This is a genomic window from Granulibacter bethesdensis (assembly GCF_001889545.1).
Classification (GTDB): domain Bacteria; phylum Pseudomonadota; class Alphaproteobacteria; order Acetobacterales; family Acetobacteraceae; genus Granulibacter; species Granulibacter bethesdensis_B.
Map to the genome: position 1 here is coordinate 79,597 of NZ_CP018194.1, position 23,142 is coordinate 102,738.

Consider the following 23,142-nt stretch of genomic DNA (forward strand, 5'->3'; position numbering starts at 1 on the left):
TCCGTACCTGCTTACAGATCCTTGCAGAGTCGGAGCGCGTCGTACATCGCCGCATGGATGTTGCGGCCAGCCACGGCGTCGCCAATCCGGAACAGGCTGAAACGTCCTGTTTGTGCTTCCGCCTGCGATGCGCCCCGCAGCAGGGATGGAAGATCCGTGACGCCGTGGTTGCTGGACTGGTCTTTCAGCGCAAAATAGGTGTCCTCGACCGGCAGCGTGCCAAAATCGGCCACCACCTGATCGATCACGCGCTCTTCCTCGGCATCCGTCATCGTGTTGCGCAGCACTGCCACCAGACGGTTGCCCTCACGATAGACTTCCATCAGTTCCAGATTGGGCGAGAGAATAACACCAAGTTTGTAAAGTTCCCGCAGATGCACGGGCTGATTGGTGGTACCGACCTCCTGCGCGATCATCCGGTCATGAGTGACGAATTCCACCAGTGCGCCGCGCTGGGACATTACCTCGGCGACGGAGGCGGCATTATGCTGACCCATTTCGTCATACAGCAGGACACTTCCGGCGGGCTGGACCCGTCCGGTCAGAATGTCCCAGCTTGAAATAATATGTTCTGCCCCCGGAATATGGCCGGGATTGGGCAGCCCGCCGGTTGCGATGATCACCGTATCCGGTCGCTCCGCCTGGATCAGCGCGGCGGTGGCTTCGGTGTTCAGGCGCAGATCGACGTTCAGGCGGCGGATCTGGCTCAGCAGCCAGCGGGGAATGCCGGACAGGGCTTCACGCCATGTTCCTTTGGCAGCGATGTTGATCTGACCGCCCACTTCGCCGGAGCGCTCGAACAGCACGACCTGATGACCACGCTCGGCACAGACCCGTGCCGCCTCCAGCCCGCCGGGACCGGCGCCGACGACAACAATTTTCTTCTGTCGATCTGCTTTTGCGATGACATGCGGCATGGTGGCTTCCCGCCCTGTCGCCGCATTCTGCAAACACAGCGCATCACCACCGACATAGATGCGGTCAATACAATATCCCGCCCCGACGCATTGGCGGATATCGTCTTCCCGTCCCTCGCTGAGCTTGCGGACCAGATGCGGATCGGCGATATGCGCCCGTGTCATTGCCACCATATCCACATGGCCTTCGGCCACGGCACGGGCGGCGGTGGCCAGATCGGTCACGCGCTGGGCATGGAAAACAGGGACATCGACCTCCCGCTTGATCGCGCTGGCCAGATGCAGGAACGGTGCGACCGGAAAGGCCATGTTCGGCAGGCTGACCGCATGCGCCATGTCATCGCGTGCCTGACCGCCCAGAATGTTCAGGAAATCCACCAGCCCCTGCCGCGCATATTCGGAGGCAATGGCCACGCATTCTTCCTGAGACAGGCCTTGTGCATACAGCTCGTCGCCGGACATGCGCATGCCGATCAGCAGATCGTCCCCGGCGGCTTCCCGCATGGCACGCAGCACCTCGATGCCAAAGCGCATGCGGTTTTCCAGCGAGCCGCCGTAACGGTCAGTGCGTTTGTTGACGTCCGGACTCCAGAACTGGTCCAGCAGATGGCCATGGGCCCCGGAAATCTCGAATCCGTCCAGGCCGCCTTCCTTGCAGCGGCGCGCCGCCTGCGCGAAATCGGCGATGACGCGATCAATATCCTCCTGCTCCATCGCCTTGGGCAGAGAACGGCTGGCCGGTTCACGACGGACGGAGGGCGCCATCACCGGCAGCCACTGATCCGTATCCCATTTCGTGCGGCGGCCCATATGCGTCAGCTGGATCATCAGCTTTGCGCCATGGCGGTGAATCCGCTCGGAGAACTCCTGAAAATACGGAATGATGCTGTCATCCGTAACGGCAATCTGGTTCCACGGCGTCGCCGGGCTGTCAGCCGAGACGGAGGAGGAGCCGCCAAACATGGTCAGGCCGATTCCGCCTTTCGCCTTTTCCTCGTGATAGAGCTGATAGCGCTCTTTGGGCTTGCCATCCTGACCATAACCGGGGGCGTGGCTGGTGCTCATCACGCGGTTGCGGAAGGTGACACCGCGAATGGTTAACGGTTTCAACAGGGCGTCGGCATTGGCGATCATCGGCACATTCCGGGGCAGGCGGGTGGGAGGAGGGAAGGCGTCGGCGGTGAGTCAGGCGCGTCAGGGTATACTCACGCGCTCATGGCGCGGCGAATGCCCGTATCGCAGCCGGTAGGCGTTGCTGAAGGACGCGCCGGAGGAAAAGCCGCAGGCGACGCCGATTTCAGTGATGGGCATGGCGGTCTGGCGCAGCAGCAACTGGGCGCGCTCCAGCCGGACGGAGGCAGCATAGGCGGCGGGCGTCATGTTCAGGTGCTGCTTGAACAATCGCTCCAGCTGGCGTGACGACAGACCGGCGAGGGAGGCGGCATCGGCGATGGACAGGGGATCATCGGACGGGTTCTGCGCATTGGCTTCCAGCAGCGCCACGGCATGGGCCAGCCGCGGATGCCGTGCAGCGGTGCGGGGCAGATGCTGCCTCTCTCCGCCCTGACGGGGTTTGATCAGGAACTGGCGCGCCACGGCATCGGCCGCGCGCGGACCGAGACGGGCAGCGATCAGCGCCAGCATCATATCCAGTGGCGCAGTACCGCCGGTGCTGGTGAAGCGGTCGCGATCGATCACGAACAACTCATCCCGGAATACGATGTCGGGAAATTCCTCACGGATGGCCGCCAGATCTTCCCAGTGAATGGCGCAGGCATAGCCCGACAGCATCCCGGCCTCGGCCAGCACGAAACTGCCGGTGCATAACGCACCGAGTGCGCCGCCGCGACGGATATGACGTTGCAGTGCGGGGAACAGGCGACGGCTGGTGGTCCGTCGGATATCGACACCGCCGCAGATCAGCAGCAGGTCGATCGGTGCGGCATCGGCCAGTCTGACCGTCGGTCCCAGCGACAGGCCATTGCTGGCCTGTGCCGGTTCGCCATCCAGCGTCAGCACCTGCCATGAATAGGCATCACTGCTGGTGACACGATTGGCCATCCGGCACGCCTCGATCGCGGAACTCATCGCAATCATCGAGTAATTCGGCAGAGTCAAAAAACCGATTCTGCCGATTTCCGCAGGGAGGCGTGCAGGCGTGTCGATCATCGCTCGACGACCAGATCCGTCAGTGGCCTGGAGCAGCAGGGCAGGAACATGCCCTGATCGACTTCTTTCTGCCGGATGCCACCATTATGCTTCATCTCGACCCGGCCGGAGACCAGCTTCGACTTGCACGTGCCGCACACGCCCTTGGAGCAGGAGGCAGGCAGTTTCAGCCCGGCCCGGCGACCGGCCTGCAACACGGTGGTATCCGGATCGCAGTCGATCTGCCTGTCGCTTTTGCTGAAGGTGATGGAAAAACCACCCGATGCAGCGACAGCCTCTGCTTCGGCGGCGGCTTCGGGTTCTTCCTGTGCCAGTATGCCGAAATCGAAACTTTCCTCGTGGTGGCGACGCATGTCGAATCCGGCTTCGGCCAGGATCGCTTTGGCGGCTGCCATGAACGGGGCGGGACCGCAGACGAACACTTCGCGCTCCATGAAGTCCGGAGCGATCCGGGTCAGCAGCGCGGTGTTCAGACGACCGCGATATCCGTTCCATACTTCACCGGCGGAATCTGCCTCGCACAGGAAGGCGACGTTGAATCCAGGCCGTGCGCGCGCCATCAGGGACAGCTCGTCACGGAAGATGATGTCTGCCGGGCTGCGTGCGGCATGTACGAACACTGTATCGGCCTCGGCCGCCAGATCGTATTGTGTGCGGGCCATGGCCATCAGCGGCGTGATGCCGCTGCCGCCGGACAGGAACAGATATTTCGGCGCCGGATGATGGGCGTTCGTGAAATCGCCCATCGGACCAACGGCACGAATGCGCATGCCCGGTTTCAGGTTGTCATGCAGCCAGTTCGATACCGGCCCGTTCGGCACCCGCTTGACGGTGATGCTGAGCAGGTCCGGGCGTGTAGGAGCAGAGGAGATCGTATAGCAGCGATTGATCTTCTGCCCGCCGATTTCCAGATCCAGCGTCACGAACTGACCGGGCAGATGCCGGAACAGACACGGATTGGCCGGCGAGAAGAAAAACGTGCGCACATCATGTGTTTCCTGCCGCACGGCGCGGCAGATCAGCACATCATCCGCATCGGCATTCCACTGCGCCGGCAGGGCGGAGAGGGGTGAGAAAGCGTTCACTGTGCGCCATCCTGCTGCGCTGCTTTCATGCGGGAGACGTACCAGTTGCTGAATTTCTCAACCAGCATCTCGGTATAAGGGGAGTATGGGCCGGGCTGATAGCCCGGGGTGCGCACACCTTGCTGGGTGATCCCGACCAGATCGCTATCCTGCTGGTTGGTAGCTTCCCACACACTTTTCAGATGATCGAGGTTATAATCAATGCCTTCACGCGCATCCTTGTGCACCAGCCATTTGGTGCGCAGCAGAGCGGTTTCCGCATCAATCGGGAACACCGCGAAAGTTACGATATGATCGCTCATGAAATGATGCCAGGAATTCGGCTGGGTCCAGAAGGACAGAGCGCCCAGCCTGCGTTCCGTCAATTCACCCAGCAATTTCGTGCAGGCGACCTTGGTGTCGGAGGTTTCGCTTTCGCCGGCACCGGAAATCGGCAGACGCTGGGTGCGGAAACCGGTCACGCGGTCATCAAGATGGTCGATCTCGCGGGAGGGAAGGCCACGCGCTTCCCACTCGGCGGTATTGTTGTTGACGAGGCAGTTATATTCCTCGGCGGCTTTCTGTCCGTCCTCATCCAGTGATTCAGGCGCAAAACCAAACCCGAATTCGAAAATGGAGGCGGTCAGTTCGGGATGGGAACCGGCGCAGTGATAGCACTCGCGGTTGTTTTCCATCACCAGCTTCCAGTTGCCGCGCTCGATGATGTCCATCTCGAAGGCGATCTTGGTGTCGGGAATGGCGTGAGGGGCCAGATACGGTGTCATCTCCCGCGCCATATCCTCGATATCGGCAGGCGGTTCATCGGCGAAACACAGGAAGATCAACCCTGCGACATTGCGCACATGAACCGGCTTCAGACCATGACAGGACGGATCGAAATCCGCCCCCATATGATCGGCATACAGCAGAGGGCCTTCGGTGGAGTAGGTCCACATATGATACGGGCAGACCAGATTGCCAACGCTTCGCTTGCCTTCGGGAACAATGCGGGCACCGCGATGGCGGCAGACATTGTGGAAAGCGCGAATTTCCATATCGTCGCTGCGCACGACAATGGCGCTGAAGCGACCGATCTGCAGGGCCATGACATCGCCCGGTTCGGCAATATCCGGCTCGACACCGACATAAATCCAGTGCTTGCCGAAAATCGTCTCGATATCGGCCTGAAGAATGTCGGGTGAGGTATAGAACGGCGCTTCCAGCGTATAGCCACGCTTGCGCCGTGCCAGCAGGGAAGGGAGAGAATCCAGGGTAAAGCGGAGATCGTCGGGCATGGGACGAACCTTGAGGGAGGTGGCGTTAACTCCTACTTAAAAGCCGAGTTTATTCCGAAATTCATCATAAGCGACATTTTTTTTATCAATCCCGGTATCTATGCGTTTTGCGCAGAGGTCAGAAAGGGCCGGAAAGAATAGAGCTTTGTCCTGCTGCCGGTCAGGAGAGGCGCTTTATGGAAAGCGACGGTTTTTCAGCGCGGGCCGGTTCTGTTTTTCTTACAGGGAATCGGCGTAAATCCGGGTAGACGTCAGGCTGTCCCGATCCGGCAGCGGATCATTGGATTCTGCGGCGGGGGGCGCATTGCGCCGGGCTGCGCTGGGGGCCACGCCATGCGCAGCCTTGTAGAGGCGGGAGAAATGGGCGCAGTCTGAAAAACCGGCATCCAGAGCAATTTCCGTCACGCTACGCTGGGTATTGTCCAGCAGGAAGCGGGCAAAACGAAGCCGTAATGAGCGGTATACGGCAGCCGGTTTCTGTTGCATCGCAGCGGCAAACAACCGTTCCAGCTGGCGTGCAGACAGATCCAGCCGTTCAGCAATGGCGCTGACTGGCAGAGGCTCCGCCATGTTCTGCTCCATGATCAGCAGGGCACGGCGCACGCGCGGATCAGTCACGCCCGCGGCCAGCGGCGGGTGTGGCTGGGCGGCGGTTTCACCGCGGGCTTCATCCAGCAGCAGCACCTGGCGGCTTTTCATGGCGGTAGAGCGGCCGAGATGTTTTTCGACGATCCAGGTCGCCAGATCGGCTGCTCCGCCCCCGCCCGCGCAGGTGATGCGGTCGCCATCGACCAGAAACAGCCGGTCGGCCAGCACGGCCTGATCGGGAAATTCGTCGGTGAAATCCTGATGATGATACCAGCTGACGCAGGTGGTGCGGTCTTTCATCAATCCTGCCCGGCACAGCAGAAAGCTGCCGGTGCACAGACCGACCAGCGTTGTGCCGGCTCTGGCGGCGGATTGGAGGTAGGCAACCGTCTCCTGATCGAAAGGACGCCCCGCATGCAGCAGGCCACCGACAACGACGATATAGTCCAGTTGTCTGGGATCGATGAAACCGGTGGTCGGGCCGATGGTGATGCCGCAACTGGCCGAGATCGTGCCCGGGCGGCTGCCCATGATGGACCATTGGCAGCGGATCGGGCGGCTCATATCGCCCTCATCCGCCGCAAGGCGCAGGTGATCGACGAACAGGGAGAATGGCGCCAGCGTAAAGCTGTCCGCCATGACGAAGCCGACCGTCAACGCCCGTCGGCGTGGAGGATCAGCACTCGGTGAAGTTAACCGCAAGGCCACCTTGGCTGGTCTCCTTGTATTTGCTTTGCATGTCGGCACCGGTCTGACGCATCGTCGCAATCACACGGTCGAGGGAGATATGGTGCGTCCCGTCGCCGCGCATGGCCAGAGACGCGGCGTTGATCGCCTTGATCGCGCCGAAAGCGTTCCGCTCGATACAGGGAATCTGCACAAGCCCTGCCACCGGGTCGCATGTCATGCCAAGATGATGTTCCATCCCGATTTCAGCGGCATTTTCGATGCGGGCATTATCGGCCCCCATCGCGGCAGCGAGCCCTGCGGCGGCCATGGAGCAGGCCACGCCGACTTCTCCCTGACAGCCGACTTCAGCACCGGAGATGGAGGCGTTCATCTTGAACAGCGCCCCGATGGCGCAGGCGGCCAGGATGAAATCCTGCATGCCCGCTTCCGATGAACCAGGCACCATATCACGGTAATAACGCAGCACGGCTGGTACCACGCCTGCCGCGCCATTGGTCGGGGCGGTGACTACCCGCCCACCGGCAGCGTTTTCCTCATTCACCGCAATGGCGAACAGGCTGACGCGATCCATCGCTTCGGTTGGCGGACGATCGTTGCGGGCCTGTTCGGATTCCATTTTGCGCAGCAGGGAAACGGCGCGGCGGCGCACGTTCAGGCCACCCGGCAAAATTCCTTCGGTGCTCAGTCCACGGTCAATGCAGCGCATCATCGTGTCGATGACGCGGGTGATATGGGCATCGACCTCTTCTTTCGGGCGCACGGCATATTCGTTGGTGCGTACGATCTCCGGAATACGCAGCCCGGTTTCTTCACCGATGCGGAGCAGATCAATGCCGGAGCGGAATTCATAGGGTGCGGAGGGTCCGTCAATGACCGCCGCCGGGGCAAAAGCCTCCCGCACCACAAAGCCGCCGCCGATCGAGCACCAGCGTTCATGGCACAGGGTTTCCCCTGCCGCATCATAGGCGGTGAAGGCAAGCGTGTTGGGATGCTCGGGCGTTTCCGTGAGCATGTCGAAGATCACGTCACGCTCCGGCACCAGACAGATGGGATGCCGTCCGCCCAGCGACAACATCCGATGCGCCTCAATCCGGGCAATCAGGGATTCGGCGGCATCGGGATCAACCGTATCGGGTTGTTCCCCGGCCAGACCAAGCAGCACGGCTTTTTCAGTGCCGTGGCCCTTTCCGGTCCATGCCAGCGACCCGAACAGATCGACGCGAACCCGCACCACCTGCTCCAGCCGGTCTCCGAGACCCAGAATGAAGGCATAGGCAGCCTTCATCGGTCCGACAGTGTGGGAAGAGGAGGGGCCGATACCGACCTTGAAGAGTTCGGAAACGCTGATCATGCTGATCTCTTCAGGTTGTCAAGCCGCCTCGCGGCGGGCTTCGTCAAGCAATTCCCACACATAAGGGGCGAAAGACCGCCAAACTTCCACATGAAACTGAGTGGATGAGAGACGCCAGAGCACGATTTCCGCCTTGTGGTAGATGGTGCGCGTGCACATGCCGACCGGAAAAGCCGCCTCGGACAGATCGAGCGGGCAACCGGTGTTCAGTGCGTCTGCCGCCCTCTCTCCCTCAATCAGCAGGCCAATCTGCCGATGGGATACATCGACCAGCGCATGCGGCACATCCTTCAGCGCTGCTTCCAGAGCCGGGGCGAGGTCGTCCGCCTCATCACTCAGGATCAGCGTTTCTTCCGGCCCCATCCACAGGGCGGCGCGTTCACCCTGCACAGTGGCGCGCAGAGCCTGTGGCAGGGAGAAGCCCAATGCGCCATCAGCATTGGCACGGGCGCCCTCACGCAGATGAAGGGTGAGGCGACGGCGGGGGGCCGTTACGCTCATGGAGGCAATGCCGGTGCTGATCCCGGTCAGCGGGGCAAGGCGCGGTGGAAAGGTCACGTCAGCCATTGAGCCGCACTCCTTCCGGATCATAGAACACAAACTCGGTGATTTTCGCGGCGATCGTTCGACCGGGCATCGGAATATATACGGTCTGCCCGATTCTGGACCGTCCGCCTTTGATCATGGCCAGCGCAATGGAGCGGCCCAACGTAGCGCTGCGATAGGCGCTGGTGACGTGCCCGATCATGGGCATCGGCAGCGGATGCGCCGGATCGGCCACGATCTGCGCGCCTTCTTCCAGCACGATGGTCGGATCATCTGTCAACAGACCGACAAGTTGCTTGCGATTCGGGTCTTTCATCGATGTGCGCTCAAGCGAGCGTTTGCCGACGAAATCCTTCTTCGCCTTGCCAATGGCCCAGGCCAGCCCGACATCGTCCGGTGTGGCGGTGCCATCGGTTTCCTGACCGACGATCACATAGCCTTTTTCGGCACGCAGCACATGCATCGTTTCCGTGCCGTACGGCACGATGCCGAAGGCCTGCCCGCGCTCATACACTGCTTCCCAGACCGCCCGGCCGTAATCCGCCGGAACGTTCAGTTCGTAGCCCAGCTCACCGGTGAAGCTGACGCGGAACAGACGGCCCGGCACCCCGGCAATGGTGGCGTCGGCGACGCTCATATGCGCGAAGTCGCTCAGATCCACACCCTCGATCAGGGGTGCGATGATGTCGCGGGCCTTCGGACCCTGCACTGCGATCACCGCCCATTGTTCGGTGGTGGAGGTCAGCCAGACATTGAGTTCAGGCCACTCGGTCTGGCGGTAATCCTCCATCATCGCCAGCACGCGCGGTGCGCCGCTGGTGGTGGTGGTGACGTGGAAACGATCCTGCGCGATACGCCCGATCACGCCGTCATCGGTGATGAACCCGTCTTCACGCAGCAGCAGGCCATAACGGCATTTGCCGGGTTTCAGCTTGTCCCACGCGTTGACATACAGACGGTTGAGGAACTCTGCCGCATCCGGTCCGACCACTTCGATCTTGCCAAGCGTGGACGCATCGAAAATACCGGCTGCGGCACGGGCCCGGGCGCATTCACGCAGCACCGCCGCATCCATATCCTCGCCATCCTGCGGGAAGTAGCGGGCCCGTTTCCAGATGCCGACATCCTCGAACACCGCGCCATGTTCTTCGGCCCAGCTATGGATCGGCGTCTTGCGCAGTGGATCGAACAGGTCGCCGCGTGCCGTGCCTGCGAACGAGCCGAAAGTGACCGGGGTGTAGGGCGGGCGGAACGTGGTCAGGCCGATCTGCGGCACTGGTGTATCCAGCGCACCGGACACGATGCCCAGCGCGTTCATGTTGGAGGTCTTGCCCTGATCGGTGGCCATGCCGGTGGTGGTGTAGCGCTTCACATGCTCGATGGAGCGGAAGCCCTCCCGCACGGCCAGTTTGATGTCCTTGGCGGTTGCGTCGTTCTGGAAGTCCACGAACGCCTTGGCATAGGGGGAGCGGCGGTTATGCGGTACCTCACCGATGAAGCCGCCCGTTCCCGCTGCGGGAGCACTGACCTGGAAAATACGGCTGTTGCCGCCCTTCGCAGCGTCCAGACCGGCGGAATACCCGTCTTCCAGTGCTACAGCGAGGCCGAAATGACCCGCACAGGCACCGGCAGAGCGTTCATGCTCCGCATGTGTGCCGGGCACGTAAATCTGTCGTTCCGCATCATAGACCAGCTGGCCACGGGACTGGCTGAACAGATGCACGGTGGGGGTGAACCCGCCACACATCAGCACCAGATCGCAGCGGATATGCTCATCACGTCCCTGTTTGCCGCCAATGCGGGCGGAGGAGACGCGCAGATGGCCACCGGTGCCGATCACGGCCGATCCCATCCGGATCGGCAGACGGGCATCACGAGCCGCGGCAATACGCTCGCCGTCCGCATGCTCACGCAGATCGGCGATGGCGGCGATCTCGACCCCCGCTTTCGCAAGCGCGACCGCCGTGCTGTAGGCTTCGTCGTTGGCGGTGGTGATCACCGCTTTCGTGCCTGGCTTCACGCCATAACGCTGGGCATAAATACGGGCGGAATCGGCCAGCATGATGCCGGGACGGTCATTTTCCGGGAATACCAGCGGCCGTTCGAGGGATCCGGTGGCAAGCACCACCTGTCCGGCCCGGACATGCCACATCCGCTCACGCGGAGTGTTGGGCAGGATGGCGGGCAGATGATCGGTGATGCGCTGTGCCAGCCCCACGAAATTATGGGCATAGTAACCGAACGCCGTGGTGCGGGGCAGCAGGGTCACGCGCGGGTCGGCCGCAAGCTGCGCCAGCGTGTCGGACAGCCACAGCTCGGCAGGCTTGCCGTCGATCTGCGCACCGTTCGGTGCCAGCAGGGAGCCACCCATTTCCGACTGTTCGTCGCACAGGATCACTCTGGCGCCGGCATCGGCGGCGGCCAGAGCGGCAGCGAGACCGGCCGGACCGGCGCCGACGATCAGCACGTCACAATGGGCGTAACGCTGGGCGTAGTGATCGGCATCCGGGGCGGTCGGGGCCTTGCCCAGACCGGCGGCGCGACGGATCACCGGCTCATAGAGCTTGTCCCAGGCTTTGCGCGGCCATTTGAAGGTCTTGTAGTAGAACCCGGCCGGGAAGAACGGTCCCAGCGCGTTGTTGATCGCGCCGATGTCGAAAGACAGGGACGGGTTGCGATTCTGGCTTTCCGCCACCAGACCGTCATACAGCTCCACCTGCGTTGCGCGCAGATTGGGGGTGTAGCGGCTCTGTTCGGCGCCCACGCCCACCAGAGCATTCGGCTCATCGGCTCCGGCGCTCAGCACACCGCGTGGACGGTGATATTTGAACGACCGGCCCATCAGATGCACGCCATTGGCGAGCAGTGCGGAGGCGAGCGTATCGCCCTGCGCACCCTGATAGGTCTTGCCGTCAAACGTGAAGGAAAGCGGTTTGTCGCGCCGGATGCGGCCGCCCTGCGGCAGGCGGAAGGGCGCGGAATGGATGCTGGGGCTCGTCATGAGCGGGACTCGCCGATCTTGTAGGTGCTGAGGATGACGTCGGTGCGGGTATCACGCACCGCGTTGAAGAAGCGGCCGCAGCCATGAGCATGCCGCCACCGTTCCGCGTGCTCTCCCTTGGGGTTGGAGCGCATGTAGAGATAGGCGGTCCATTCCTCATCACTGAGCAGGGCGGGATCGGCTGGGCGAACCAGATGCGCTTCCCCGCCATAGGTGAATTCGAGTTCGGGTCGCTGACCGCAATAAGGACAGGTAATCAGCAGCATCGTGTCGCCCTTCCGTGCCGGGATGGGAATGAATTAATGCGCAACCGCAGCAGCGGCCGCTTCGTCGATCAGGAATCCGTCCCGGAACCGCTCGATGGTGAACGGGGCGTTGATTTTGTGAGGCTCGTCACGGGCGATGGTGTAGGCCAGCAGATGGGCCGCGCCTGGTGTGGCCTTGAACCCGCCTGTGCCCCAGCCGCAATTCACATACAGGCCGGGTACCGAGGTTTTCGCGATGATGGGAGAACGGTCCGGCGTCACATCGACGATGCCCCCCCAGTTGCGCAGCATCCGCATGCGGCGGAACATCGGGAACAGCTCGCAGATGGCATCCAGCGTATGGGTGGCGATATGCAGGCCGCCGCGCTGGGTGTAGCTGGTATAGGCATCAGTGCCTGCCCCGATCACCAGCTCACCTTTGTCGGACTGGCTGATATAGGCGTGAATGGTGTTGCTCATCACCACGCAGGGGAAGACGGGTTTAACGGGTTCCGACACCAGCGCCTGCAACGGATAACTTTCGAGAGGCAGGCGAACACCGGCCATGCCCAGCACCATACTGGTATGACCCGCGGCGGACACGCCGATTTTCGGGGTGCGAATCACGCCGCGTGTCGTTTCCACCGCCTCTACCGCGCCGGATGCATTCCGGCGGATCCCGGTGACTTCACAGTTTTGTATAATATCGACACCAAGGGCATCAGCCGCGCGTGCATAACCCCAGGCCACCGCATCATGGCGGGCCGTTCCCGCCCGGCGCTGCAACGCGGCCCCCAGTACGGGATGGCGCATATTGTTGGAGATATTCAGCGGCGGGCAGAATTCTTTCGCTTCTTCCGCCGTCAGCCATTCATTATCGACGCCGTTCAGACGATTGGCGTGAACATGTCGCTTGAAGCTCTGCACGTCGTGAACGTTATGGGCCAGCATCAGCACGCCGCGCTGGCTGAACATCACATTATAGTTCAGTTCCTGCGTCAGCCCTTCCCAGAGCTTCAGCGCATGATCATACAGGGCAGCGCTTTCATCGAACAGGTAGTTGGAACGGATGATCGTCGTGTTACGGCCGGTATTACCGCCGCCAATCCATCCTTTTTCCAGGACGGCGATGTTACGCAGCCCATGTTCCTTGGCCAGATAATATGCGGCGCCGAGACCATGGCCGCCCCCGCCGATGATAACGGCGTCATAGGCTGCTTTCGGCTCAGGATCCCGCCACTGCCGCTGCCAGCCGCGATGGCCGCCCAGCGTGTTCCGGATCAGGGAAAAAGCGGAGAATTTCTGCATGACGAACTCCTGGCGCGTCTTGCGATATCGGCGGTTTCAGCGCGGTCGCAGAGGCGGTGCATCCTTGTATTCGCATAACGGGGTTGCGTCATGCAGGTATGAAACAGAACATTTTCTTGAATGATTGCGACAGACGCCTTTTTGTGTCGGAGGCGTCATGTCGCTAACATTCATGTTTTTTGTCGTGCATAAGCATGCCGACCCTGCCATCTTCCTGAAATGATAAAAGGAACGGGTTTCCAGGGTATGGTGAAGTCCGGCGTAAGGGCGGATCATAAAACAAACCGCCTTCTATAAAATAAAGCAGTCCTGATTTTTCCGACACACCGGAGGCAAAGGCTGCAACAAAAGGGGGTCTCCCATTGCATAAGCGAATGGAAGGCTGATGAGGAAACGGAAGATGAAGCTTGCTTCTTTCCCCTGGGGGGATCGGGGGCATTCAGACTTCCGGCTGAACATGGCGATTGCGACGGTTCATGGCCGGGGTAGGAGATAGTCTTGCCCTTTGTATCGATGGAGGAATGAACATGCGGAATTCCGTGACTGCACGCTTGCGCGCGGTCTTGATGGCCAGTGTGGGTTTTGGCCTGTTTGCCACTACTGCGGCCCAGGCTGATCCCTCTTCCTGTCGTAAGGTGCGCCTGTCCGATATCGGATGGACGGATGTTTCCGCCACAACAGCGGTTACGGCGGTGTTGCTGAAAGATCTTGGTTATCGCCCGGATGTAGCGCTTCTGTCGCTCCCGGTTACATACCGGTCGCTTGCAGACAAACAACTGGATGTTTTCACCGGCAACTGGATGCCTTCCGGCGCGGCTGACCGGAAACCTTATGAAGCGTCCCTTGATATTATCGGCCCCAATCTGGCGGGAGCGAAATATACGTTGGCGGTGCCCGCGTATCTCTATGATGCCGGGCTGCATGATTTCGCCGATATCAGCAAATTCGCCGACAAGCTGGGCAACAAGATTTATGGCATCGAGCCGGGCAATGACGGCAACCGTCACATCCTGGAAATGATCGACAGGAACGCCAACAATCTCGGCAAGTTCAAGCTGGTCGAAAGCAGCGAGCAGGGCATGCTGGCGGAAATAGACCGCAAAATCCGGAACAAGGAACCAATCGTGTTTCTGGGATGGGAGCCTCATCCGATGAACACGCTTTACAAGATCAAATATCTGACCGGCGGTGACAAGGAATTCGGCCCGAATTACGGTGGTGCCGAGATCTTCACCAACACCTGGAAGGGCTATTCAGAAAAATGCCCGAATGTCGGGAAGCTGCTGCACAATATGCATTTCTCACTGGATGGTGAGAATAAAATGATGGATGCGATCATGAATCATCATGTCGATCCACCGAAGGCTGCGAAAGCCTGGCTCCGCAGCAATCCCGACACTGTCAAAACATGGCTGGATGGCGTTACGACTTATGATGGTTCGCCGGGCTGGGAAGCCGTCAAGGCCAAACTGGGCGACTGATCAGTAAGGAAACGCGGCGATGGAATGGATTACCGACTGGATCAGCGACAGGAAAATTCCTGTCGGCGCATGGATTGCCCGTCTGATCGACCTGTTAAAGCAGCATAGTCAGGGCCTGTTTGACGCGATCTCTATCGCGGTCAGTGCTGTTATCAATGGCTTTTCTTCTCTGCTGTTGAGTGTGCCCGGTCCGCTGATGATCGTGCTGCTGGCGGTGCTGGCCTATGTGATGCGACGATCTGTTTCCATTGCCGTGTTCACTGCAGCGGCCCTGCTTTTCATTCTGAATCAGGGCTATTGGGATGAGACGATGCAGACTCTGGCGCTGGTCCTGAGTTCCGCGCTGGTCTCCACCCTGATCGGGGTGCCGCTGGGTATTGCGGCGGCGCATCGCCCATGGTTGGCGCAGGGGATGCGGCCGGTGCTGGATCTGATGCAGACCCTGCCGACATTCGTTTATCTGATTCCGACTCTGGTTCTGTTCGGGCTGGGGGCGGTGCCAGGTTTGATTTCCACAGTGATTTTCGCACTGCCGGCTCCAATCCGTCTGACGCAGCTGGGCATTTCCTCCGTGCCGAGACCGTTGATCGAGGCCGGTGAAGCGTTTGGCGCAACACGGTGGCAATTGCTGTGGAAAGTGGAATTGCCGGGGGCGAAGACCATGATTCTGGCCGGTCTGACCCAGTGCATCATGCTCAGTCTGTCCATGGTGGTGATCGCGGCGCTGGTGGGTGCCGGCGGTCTTGGTGTGCCGGTCGTGCGGGCACTCAATACGGTGCGTGTGGATACCGGGTTTGAAGCCGGGCTGGCGATTGTGCTGCTGGCCATTATGCTGGACCGTGTGTTCCGCCCGTCTGAGGATCAATCATGATGAGCAGCGATAAACAGGACAGCCTGGATGCTGTTTCCGTTCCGGCCGTCGAGTTTCGGGATGTTGACATCCTTTTCGGCGGATCGACGCAAACCCGGCGCGAGGCGATCGGTTTGGTCGATTCCGGTGTCAGCCGGGCAGATATTCTGGAACGCACCGGGGTTGTCGTCGGTGTCGCAGGGGCTAATCTGAAGGTCGGTCACGGTGAAATCAGTGTGTTGATGGGTTTGTCGGGTTCCGGCAAGTCTACCCTGCTGCGCGCCGCCAATGGTTTGAACAAGGTAACCCGCGGCTCCGTCCTGCTGCGTCATGGCGATAACGACGTGATCGATATTGCCAGTTGCGATGCCAAAACACTTCGTCAGGCCCGTATGGAACGGGTAGCAATGGTCTTTCAGCAATTCGCTTTGTTGCCCTGGCGCACAGTGCGGGAAAATGTCGGCATCGGTCTGGAACTACGTGGTGTTTCCACTGCCGATCGCCGGGTGGTGGTGGATGAGAAGCTGGAACTGGTGGGTCTGAGCGCATGGGCTGATCGCTATGCCCATGAACTGTCCGGCGGTATGCAGCAGCGTGTGGGGCTGGCCCGCGCCTTTGCCACCGATGCTGATATCCTGCTGATGGATGAGCCGTTCAGCGCGTTGGATCCGCTGATCCGCGCCAAATTGCAGGATGAGCTGCTTCAGCTGCAAAGCCGCGTCAAAAAGACCATTGTGTTCGTCAGTCATGATCTGGATGAGGCACTGAAGCTTGGTAATCACATCACAATCATGGAAGGTGGTCGAATCGTGCAGACCGGTACGCCGGAGGATATCGTCCTGCGTCCTGCTGACCATTATGTCGAGGAATTCGTTCGGCACATGAACCCGCTGAATGTGCTGTGTGCCGAGACGCTGATGCGGCCGCTCTCGACATTCGCGCGGGAAGGCGATGGAGTGCTGCTGGATGGCGCCCGCACTTTGAAAGTCGCATTGGGTGGGGGCGATGTCATTCTCTCTGCTTCGTTGAATGACGTCCAGGTTCCCGTCCACGAGATTGAGTCCTTCGATCCGGAGAATGATGGACAGGTACCGCAAGGAATCGCGGCTGTGCCGCTGTCGGCCGGGCTGCGGATGGTCGTCAATCTGCGTCAGGCAACCGGTTATCCCGTGCTGCTGGTGGATCAGGGCCATCTGCGGGGTGTGTGCGATGATGGTGAAATTCTCAAGGCGTTCAGTGGGCTGGAGCGACGCAGCAATCAGGGCGTCCTGCCGGAACTGGTCTGATCTGCCTGATCCGTGGCTTCTTTCAACATAAAACGGGCCCCCTGATGACTATCAGGGGGCCCGTTTTATGTTCGGGATTGGTGCGCGCGATCAGCCGAGGGCGCTGGGCTGGACCGGATTATTGATCATTGCCATCAACTCCCGCCGTGTTTCGGGATTGGTGCGGAACACACCCAGCATGCGGCTGGTGACCATGCTGACGCCGGTCTTGTGTACGCCACGAGTCGTCATGCATTGATGCGCAGCCTCGACGATAACGGCCACGCCGTGCGGCTGAAGAACTGAGTCGATCGTATTGGCGATCTGGGCGGTCAGCTTTTCCTGAATTTGCAGGCGCTTGGAGAAAGCCTCCACCACCCGCGCCAGTTTGCTGATGCCCACGACGCGATGGCGCGGCAGATAGGCAACATGGGCACGGCCGATGATCGGAGCCATGTGATGTTCGCAGAAGCTCTCGATACGGATACCCCGAAGCAGGATGATCTCATCATATCCCTCGGTTTCCGAGAATGTCCGTTCCAGCACTTTCACCGGATCATCGTGATAGCCTGCAAACCACTCCTCATACGCACGAACCACGCGGGAAGGAGTTTCCTGAAGCCCTTCGCGGTCTGGATCATCACAGGTCCAACGCAGCAGGGTACGTACAGCCTGTTCGGCTTCCTGGCGGCTCGGGCGACTGGTCTCCGGCCTGTCCGTCTCGGCAGGGAGATCAGAGGGGCGGAGCGAAGGCGCATCGGTCAACTCGGTAGTCCTCTTGCGGAAGGGCAGGGGATGTCGGCACCGCGATGACACGCGGTCATGATCGTTTATGGGATGATGAGGGCGTTACGCCAATGCCGGAAGATGCGGAACGGGGCTTTCAGTCAGGCAGTCATATCAATGCAGCTTTGTGTTCTGATGGGGGCTGTCGAGGCTGAAGGCCGGAATGGTGGTATCGAAGGCCTCACCGGAGGATGTTTCGATCATATGATACGTTCCGTGCATAAAGCCTGAGGGCGTATCGAGAGGCGTGCCGGAAGTATAATTGAATTCTTCCCCGGGTTCCAGCACAGGCTGTTCTCCTACCACGCCGTCACCATGAATATGCTGGGTATGGCCCAGCGCATTGGTGATGTGCCAGGTACGCTGGAGCAGTTGAACCGTGGAAGAACCCTCGTTGGCAATACATACCCGATAGGCCCATACGAAATGGTGGTCATCAGGGCGGGACTGATCGGCCAGATAGATTGGCTGCACAGTCACGCGGATGTGCCGGGTCACGCAGACATAGGCGTTGTCATCGCTCATGAGTGGATCATCAATCGTGTGGTGCTTGCAGACATGCCTATAGAATGAGGAGGCTTGCCTCTGATCGCAATGGCGGCAGGCCGGATTGGGGCGGCACAATCCGGCCTGCTCGCTAGGCGCGGTGGGCTTTCATGCAGCCCCGTCCAGGGCCTGAGCCAGATCGGCGCACAGATCCTCTGCATCCTCCAGTCCGACAGAAAGGCGGATGACGCCCTCCCCGATTCCCAGCCGGGCCCGTTCTGCCTCTCCGATCCGCATGTGGGTTGTGGTGGCCGGATGGGTAACGAGAGATTTGCTGTCGCCCAGATTGTTGGAGATCGCAATCAGTTGCAGCCTGTTCAGCACCCGGAAGGCGGTTTCCTTATCTCCCAGATCGGCGGTGACCAGCGTGCCGCCCGCGCTCATCTGCTGTCGGGCCAATGTGCTTTGCGGGTGATCCTCGCGGAACGGATAGAGCACCCGTGCCACCTCCCGACGGGTGGCCAGAAAATCCGCCACGCGAGCAGCGGAAGCGGAGGCTGCATGGACACGCAGTGACAGCGTTTCCAGCCCCTTCGTGATCACCCATGCATTGAAAGCGGACAGGGTAGGGCCGGTATTGCGGGTGAACGGCTGCAACACGTTTTCCACCCAGTCATTGCTGCCGAGCACAGCCCCCCCCAGCACGCGCCCCTGTCCATCCGCGTGCTTGGTCAGGGAATAGACGACGACATCTGCCCCCAGCTCCAGCGGCTTTTGCAGCAATGGCGTGGCAAAGACATTATCCACCACAACGATGGCGCCGGATGCATGGGCCAGATCGGCAATGGCCCGCAGGTCAAGCACATCCAGCATGGGATTGGAGGGGGTCTCCAGCAGAACCAGCTGTGTCGGTGTGGCCAGCGCATCGCGCCATTGATCGAGGTCTCCGCCATCGACGAACACGGCCTCGATCCCGAAACGAGGCAGGAGATTGGCGACAATCCAGTAGCAGGAGCCGAACAGGGCACGGCTGGCGACAACCCTGTCACCGGCTTTCAGATGGCTCAGCAGGGCTGCATTGACCGCGGCCATACCGCTGGCTGTGACCCGGCAGGCCTCAGCGCCTTCCAGCAGTGTCAGACGTTTTTCCAGCACGGAAATGGTCGGGTTGCCGAAGCGGGAGTACTGATAATGCTGCTCGGTGCCCAGAAAGGTGTTTTCGGCCTGCTCTGCGCTGTCATAGACAAAGCCGGAGCTGAGGAAAGGAACCTCCGCCGTTTCCCCGAAATGGCTGCGCTCGGTGCCGCCATGCACAAGGGTGGTGGCGGGACGCCATGCGGGATGAGATCCAGACTGCTTTTTGAACTGTGTCATGACCTTGCGGGCCTCCTTCATTGGCCCGGCCTCGACAGCCATAGGGGTGCGAACAACGCTCCCCAGGCCTCTTTAGCGCGATTATTTAACCTCGCCGCAAGCTGGCCGGACAAATCGCGAGGGAGGAGACTTCTTAATGCCCACCGGATTGCGTCGTCAACGTCTCCGCCGTATAGGAAAGACAGAGGCGGGTGTAGTTCAATGGTAGAACGGCAGCTTCCCAAGCTGCATACGAGGGTTCGATTCCCTTCACCCGCTCCAAAATTTCCTGATAAATCAATAGCATGTGTGCGCCGGGGCGGCCGTTGCCGCCATAATCTGTTCTGGTGTTCCAAAGACTGTTTCAGGGACGTGGCAAGCGCTTTCTCCAATGAGCATCGTGCTTACGAGATGTTCCGCGGGAAAAGAAGGCGATGATTGCTGAGCCTGCACAGGTGCCTTCACTAGGATTGGTCCTGCTGTGGCGCTGGTCAGCTATATTTTTGCAGATGTGCCGAGCAGTGGCCATTGCAGGGGCCGTGGGTCCAGCATTACCGGGCCACCAGAGATTCCATGACTGTCGCAAATTCGCTGTTGGTACCCGAACTGTTCCAACACCATGTTGCCGAAAATGGAATCCGGTTCGCCGATCCTGAAAGGCGACCCAACACTGGAAGCCAGGCAGAGTCTGTGACCCCAGGATCAGGGTTCGGTTTTTGTCCAGCGCCGTTTTGACCCTATCCTGCATGGTTCTGGCGTTCTGCTTTGGCGGCAGGATTAAGCTTATTGTCTTGCAGTGCCGGTTTGTGTGCTGTGACGGGCCAGAAACGTCCTTATCATTTCACGTTGTGCAGGGCATGCATGTCTGAATGGAGTGTCTTGCTCATGGTCCAGATTCCTTTGCAACGGTTTTGCCGCAATTTACCTGGAAGTCACACAAGGCAGTCGATCTGTATCATCGCCGGACAAAAGACGTGCACAATGTAAAAATATTCCAGAAGCTGACATGATTTTATGAAAATAATCAAAGATATAAGAAGGAAAAGATGCCTGCCACAAGCAGGATAGTTACATATACAGCATTTTTTGGATTCCCGTTTCAGGGAATGGAAACTAAAGGGTTGCCGCGACGAAACTTCGCTCGGACGGGGTTGTTAGGAGTCGCGGGCCCTGTTTCTCTCTGGTGAGAAAGCAGGTGCAATCGGGGCAGAGTTTGGCCGCCGTTACGATTTAAATCGAAAAAGCGAAATGGAGAAAATCATGCCGACAAAGGAAAAGACTTTGTCTGATGCGTTTTATGAAACGCTGAAAGATGTCTATTTTGCTGAAAAGCAGATTGTAAAGGCGCTCAAAAAATCCGAGCAAGTAGCGCAGGAAGCAGAGTTGCAGAGAGCCTTTGAAACGCATCGAGGTGAGTCGATGCAGCAAATAGAGCGTCTCAATCAGATCTTCGAGCTTATCGGTAAGTCCCCACGCTCCAAAACTTGTGAAGCAATACAAGGTATCCTTGCCGAGATGGAGGAGGATTTGGAAGAATTTGGTGGATCAGATTCTTCCGACGCAGTGTTGATTGGCACTGCTCAGGCAATTGAGCATTATGAAATTACCCGCTATGGCACGCTAAAAACATGGGCAGCTAATCTTGGTCTTTCTGAAGCAGAGGAATTGTTAGATAAAACGCTAGAAGAAGAAAAGAGGACTGATTCCCTGCTTACCGAAATTGCCAATAAGCTTAGCAATCAACGGGCCAATTCCCAGCCAACGAAATAGTATGTAAAGAAGAAAAACAACTGGCGCTGTAGGAAATTTTGTCAATAGCCAGTTTGACAGCGCCAGTTTATAGAAAAAGCCAACGACGGAGTGAACGAATAAAGGAAAGCTAAAATTGCCATTCCAACAGGTTTCATTGCGCCTTCATAAAACCTTCATACAAGGCCTGAAACAGACCATAAGCCAAATACTGGCTTGAGTTCTGTCATCCATCACGGAATTCAACGGGCTGGTAAATAGCCCCCATTCAGGTCTCACCCAAAATAAAAATTCTTCTGATAGGGAAAGCATTGTACGCAGGAGGGTGATACGATCTACGCTTTCAAAGCCGCCACATTTTCGGTTGTCTTTGTACAACCGGTTTGGGAATGCGCTGATAGAGGATTTTACTTTTGCCCTACTATACAAATGCTTTCGTGATTTATTTGTTTGTTACAGGAGGTATGGTGGTAGTATGAGACATGCATGCTGATTTACAGCATGGGTCTGCCGCCAGTGACAGGGATAATGGCAGCGGTGATATAACTCGCTTCGTCAGATGCCAGCAGAACATAAGGTGGAGCAACCTCAGCCGGCTGTCCTGCTCGTCCCATCGGTGTATTCTGCCCGAATGTCCGCACGGCTTCTGGAGGCATTGTCGAGGGGATCAGCGGCGTCCAGATTGGCCCGGGGGCCACAGCATTGACACGGATACCCTGTGCAGCAAGGAGTTCTCCAAGACCTGCTGTGAAATTTGCAATGGCACCCTTGGTTGTTGCATATGCCAGCAGATGAGCAGATGGAGAATCTGCATTGATCGAGGTGGTGTTGATAATGGAGGAGCCCGGTTTCATATGTGCTACCGCGGCCTGTGAAAGAAAGAACATACTATAGATATTAGTGCGGAACGTAGTGTCCCACTCAGTTTCATCAATGTCATCGAGTTTTTCGATGCTTTTCTGATGGGCAGCGTTGTTGACAAGAATGTCAATGCCGCCTAACTCATCCACCGTCCTCTGAATCAACGTGAGGCAATGCTGCCTGTCTGCCACATCACCAGAGAGTAAGAGTGCCTTGCGCCCGGCCTGCTCCACCCATGATGCTGTTTCTTTCGCATCATCATGTTCGTTATAGTAGGAAATGGCGACATCCGCTCCCTCGCGTGCGAAGGCAATCGCGACTGCTCGACCAATTCCGGAATCTCCTCCTGTAATCAGGGCTTTTTTACCGGCTAGTCGTCCCGAACCTTTGTAGGTGGTTTCACCGTGGTCGGGTTTTGGCTGCATGGCATCAGTCCGACCCGGTGGTTCCTGCGTCTGTACGGCAAATGAGTCTTGGCTGTTTCCGGTCATTGGTCTCTCCATGGAGGTGAGAATAAGTCCGGCCATAAATTTGAATATAAAGGGGCCGACACTGTGTATGCCGTGAGCCATCCATGACGGATGGCACGCGACGGACCAGTTCAGTTAACACGGAAAGATCAGGATAGTTTTGTTAATTGAAAATTTTTCGGGAAAAGGCACCATTCATTCCATGAGGTGTCAAACAATTGTTACAGCCTTCCTCCTACTTTCCTCTGCCTGGAGGCGATGACAGAGATTTCGTGGCGTGTGTCAGAAATTGGAATTTTATCGAGTTAATGAATTTAACATTAAAAATGGCATATTTTGAAAATTTTGCTACATTTTGCATAAATTTTTTGATAGGGATACCGGCGCATTTTAAAGCGTTGCTAAGTCAGAATGAATGTTTGCCTACAAATTCCTGAATTATTTTTAACCAATTGATGATATGACAACTCTCACTTCTACAGTTTCTGGTGTTATTCTCAACACAGCTGATTATTCCAATCCAATTATAATTGACACTCGTGTTAGGGTTGCGAACACGAATGGCATTGGAATTCAAAGCTCGTTGACTAACTATAGTTGGGCAATCAGCAACAGAGGCGTTATTGAGGGTTCTTCTGAGGGAATCAGCCTCGCCGGGAGCAGTTCT

Annotated in this window: 18 protein-coding genes, 1 tRNA gene and 1 riboswitch; of the genes, 5 read left to right on the forward strand and 14 right to left on the reverse strand. The window is 58.6% G+C overall.

The features are described from left to right. Window positions 1-11: 11 nt before the first annotated feature. The 10 genes from GbCGDNIH8_RS00370 to GbCGDNIH8_RS00415 form a co-directional block, all read right to left on the reverse strand. Window positions 12-2,051, reverse strand: a complete 2,040-nt coding sequence (locus tag GbCGDNIH8_RS00370) for an oxidoreductase (RefSeq protein ID WP_072571669.1) — start codon at window positions 2,049-2,051, stop codon at window positions 12-14. Window positions 2,052-2,111: 60 nt separating this feature from the next. Beyond that, entirely contained in the window at window positions 2,112-3,086 is a 975-nt protein-coding gene (locus tag GbCGDNIH8_RS00375) for a GlxA family transcriptional regulator (RefSeq protein WP_072571670.1), read from the reverse strand. Next, the gene (locus GbCGDNIH8_RS00380) at window positions 3,083-4,171 is read right to left on the reverse strand and encodes an FAD-binding oxidoreductase (protein WP_072571671.1); all 1,089 of its coding nucleotides are present in this window, start codon (window positions 4,169-4,171) and stop codon (window positions 3,083-3,085) included. The genes GbCGDNIH8_RS00375 and GbCGDNIH8_RS00380 overlap by 4 nt, the downstream gene beginning before the upstream one ends. Next, window positions 4,168-5,445: an aromatic ring-hydroxylating oxygenase subunit alpha gene (locus GbCGDNIH8_RS00385; protein WP_072571672.1), complete on the reverse strand. Its 1,278-nt coding sequence runs from the start codon at window positions 5,443-5,445 to the stop codon at window positions 4,168-4,170. Before GbCGDNIH8_RS00385 ends, GbCGDNIH8_RS00380 begins: the two co-directional genes overlap by 4 nt. Window positions 5,446-5,664: 219 nt before the next feature. Next, window positions 5,665-6,741 (reverse strand): GlxA family transcriptional regulator, encoded by a 1,077-nt coding sequence (locus GbCGDNIH8_RS00390; protein WP_253736056.1) that lies wholly within the window; start codon window positions 6,739-6,741, stop codon window positions 5,665-5,667. Then, window positions 6,710-8,074: an L-serine ammonia-lyase gene (locus GbCGDNIH8_RS00395; RefSeq protein ID WP_072571674.1), complete on the reverse strand. Its 1,365-nt coding sequence runs from the start codon at window positions 8,072-8,074 to the stop codon at window positions 6,710-6,712. Before GbCGDNIH8_RS00395 ends, GbCGDNIH8_RS00390 begins: the two co-directional genes overlap by 32 nt. 18 nt (window positions 8,075-8,092) lie before the next feature. Beyond that, window positions 8,093-8,641 carry a sarcosine oxidase subunit gamma gene (locus GbCGDNIH8_RS00400; protein ID WP_072571675.1) on the reverse strand — a complete coding sequence of 183 codons (549 nt, stop codon included), beginning with the start codon at window positions 8,639-8,641 and terminating at the stop codon, window positions 8,093-8,095. After that, complete coding sequence (locus tag GbCGDNIH8_RS00405; RefSeq protein ID WP_072571676.1) at window positions 8,634-11,621, reverse strand: sarcosine oxidase subunit alpha family protein; 2,988 nt, start codon at window positions 11,619-11,621, stop codon at window positions 8,634-8,636. The genes GbCGDNIH8_RS00400 and GbCGDNIH8_RS00405 overlap by 8 nt, the downstream gene beginning before the upstream one ends. Continuing rightward, window positions 11,618-11,887 (reverse strand): sarcosine oxidase subunit delta, encoded by a 270-nt coding sequence (locus GbCGDNIH8_RS00410; RefSeq protein ID WP_025285666.1) that lies wholly within the window; start codon window positions 11,885-11,887, stop codon window positions 11,618-11,620. Before GbCGDNIH8_RS00410 ends, GbCGDNIH8_RS00405 begins: the two co-directional genes overlap by 4 nt. A 33-nt stretch (window positions 11,888-11,920) precedes the next feature. After that, window positions 11,921-13,174, reverse strand: coding sequence for a sarcosine oxidase subunit beta family protein (locus GbCGDNIH8_RS00415; protein ID WP_072571677.1), 1,254 nt, complete (start codon window positions 13,172-13,174; stop codon window positions 11,921-11,923). Between the two features lie 527 nt (window positions 13,175-13,701). Here GbCGDNIH8_RS00415 and GbCGDNIH8_RS00420 point away from each other — a divergent pair. The 3 genes from GbCGDNIH8_RS00420 to choV are packed head-to-tail and all read left to right on the forward strand — an operon-like array spanning window position 13,702 to window position 16,791. Then, window positions 13,702-14,655 carry a choline ABC transporter substrate-binding protein gene (locus GbCGDNIH8_RS00420; RefSeq protein ID WP_072573468.1) on the forward strand — a complete coding sequence of 318 codons (954 nt, stop codon included), beginning with the start codon at window positions 13,702-13,704 and terminating at the stop codon, window positions 14,653-14,655. Between the two features lie 19 nt (window positions 14,656-14,674). After that, window positions 14,675-15,526 (forward strand): choline ABC transporter permease subunit, encoded by an 852-nt coding sequence (choW, locus tag GbCGDNIH8_RS00425; RefSeq protein ID WP_072571678.1) that lies wholly within the window; start codon window positions 14,675-14,677, stop codon window positions 15,524-15,526. Further along, window positions 15,523-16,791 carry a choline ABC transporter ATP-binding protein gene (choV, locus tag GbCGDNIH8_RS00430; protein ID WP_081368753.1) on the forward strand — a complete coding sequence of 423 codons (1,269 nt, stop codon included), beginning with the start codon at window positions 15,523-15,525 and terminating at the stop codon, window positions 16,789-16,791. Before choW ends, choV begins: the two co-directional genes overlap by 4 nt. Before the next feature lie 90 nt (window positions 16,792-16,881). Here choV and folE read toward each other — a convergent pair whose 3' ends face one another. From folE to metZ, 3 genes are all read right to left on the reverse strand, one after another. Continuing rightward, window positions 16,882-17,535 (reverse strand): GTP cyclohydrolase I FolE, encoded by a 654-nt coding sequence (folE, locus tag GbCGDNIH8_RS00435; protein ID WP_072571680.1) that lies wholly within the window; start codon window positions 17,533-17,535, stop codon window positions 16,882-16,884. 135 nt (window positions 17,536-17,670) lie between these two features. Further along, on the reverse strand, window positions 17,671-18,081 hold the full coding sequence (gene apaG, locus GbCGDNIH8_RS00440) for a Co2+/Mg2+ efflux protein ApaG (protein WP_072571681.1): 411 nt from the start codon (window positions 18,079-18,081) through the stop codon (window positions 17,671-17,673). A gap of 129 nt (window positions 18,082-18,210) precedes the next feature. Next, on the reverse strand, window positions 18,211-19,416 hold the full coding sequence (metZ, locus tag GbCGDNIH8_RS00445; RefSeq protein ID WP_072573469.1) for an O-succinylhomoserine sulfhydrylase: 1,206 nt from the start codon (window positions 19,414-19,416) through the stop codon (window positions 18,211-18,213). Window positions 19,417-19,467: 51 nt separating this feature from the next. After that, a riboswitch (SAM riboswitch) is annotated at window positions 19,468-19,547 on the reverse strand. 56 nt (window positions 19,548-19,603) lie between these two features. Here metZ and GbCGDNIH8_RS00450 point away from each other — a divergent pair. Both GbCGDNIH8_RS00450 and GbCGDNIH8_RS00455 read left to right on the forward strand, forming a co-directional pair. After that, window positions 19,604-19,677, forward strand: a tRNA-Gly gene (locus GbCGDNIH8_RS00450). 978 nt (window positions 19,678-20,655) lie between these two features. Further along, window positions 20,656-21,165, forward strand: coding sequence for a YciE/YciF ferroxidase family protein (locus GbCGDNIH8_RS00455; protein WP_072573470.1), 510 nt, complete (start codon window positions 20,656-20,658; stop codon window positions 21,163-21,165). A gap of 473 nt (window positions 21,166-21,638) precedes the next feature. On the opposite strand, the gene GbCGDNIH8_RS00460 is transcribed toward GbCGDNIH8_RS00455, so the two are convergent. Next, window positions 21,639-22,496, reverse strand: a complete 858-nt coding sequence (locus tag GbCGDNIH8_RS00460; RefSeq protein WP_072571682.1) for an SDR family oxidoreductase — start codon at window positions 22,494-22,496, stop codon at window positions 21,639-21,641. Window positions 22,497-23,142 lie beyond the last annotated feature (646 nt).

Coding starts and splice junctions, on each gene's coding strand:
- GbCGDNIH8_RS00415 (WP_072571677.1), bottom strand. CDS start 13,174: ATGCAGAAATTCTCCGCTTTTTCCCTGATCCGGAACACGCTGGGCGGC.
- GbCGDNIH8_RS00370 (WP_072571669.1), bottom strand. CDS start 2,051: ATGATCGCCAATGCCGACGCCCTGTTGAAACCGTTAACCATTCGCGGT.
- GbCGDNIH8_RS00375 (WP_072571670.1), bottom strand. CDS start 3,086: ATGATCGACACGCCTGCACGCCTCCCTGCGGAAATCGGCAGAATCGGT.
- apaG (WP_072571681.1), bottom strand. CDS start 18,081: ATGAGCGATGACAACGCCTATGTCTGCGTGACCCGGCACATCCGCGTG.
- choW (WP_072571678.1), top strand. CDS start 14,675: ATGGAATGGATTACCGACTGGATCAGCGACAGGAAAATTCCTGTCGGC.
- GbCGDNIH8_RS00405 (WP_072571676.1), bottom strand. CDS start 11,621: ATGACGAGCCCCAGCATCCATTCCGCGCCCTTCCGCCTGCCGCAGGGC.
- GbCGDNIH8_RS00400 (WP_072571675.1), bottom strand. CDS start 8,641: ATGGCTGACGTGACCTTTCCACCGCGCCTTGCCCCGCTGACCGGGATC.
- metZ (WP_072573469.1), bottom strand. CDS start 19,416: ATGACACAGTTCAAAAAGCAGTCTGGATCTCATCCCGCATGGCGTCCC.
- choV (WP_081368753.1), top strand. CDS start 15,523: ATGATGAGCAGCGATAAACAGGACAGCCTGGATGCTGTTTCCGTTCCG.
- GbCGDNIH8_RS00385 (WP_072571672.1), bottom strand. CDS start 5,445: ATGCCCGACGATCTCCGCTTTACCCTGGATTCTCTCCCTTCCCTGCTG.
- GbCGDNIH8_RS00460 (WP_072571682.1), bottom strand. CDS start 22,496: ATGACCGGAAACAGCCAAGACTCATTTGCCGTACAGACGCAGGAACCA.
- GbCGDNIH8_RS00410 (WP_025285666.1), bottom strand. CDS start 11,887: ATGCTGCTGATTACCTGTCCTTATTGCGGTCAGCGACCCGAACTCGAA.
- GbCGDNIH8_RS00395 (WP_072571674.1), bottom strand. CDS start 8,074: ATGATCAGCGTTTCCGAACTCTTCAAGGTCGGTATCGGCCCCTCCTCT.
- GbCGDNIH8_RS00455 (WP_072573470.1), top strand. CDS start 20,656: ATGCCGACAAAGGAAAAGACTTTGTCTGATGCGTTTTATGAAACGCTG.
- GbCGDNIH8_RS00420 (WP_072573468.1), top strand. CDS start 13,702: ATGCGGAATTCCGTGACTGCACGCTTGCGCGCGGTCTTGATGGCCAGT.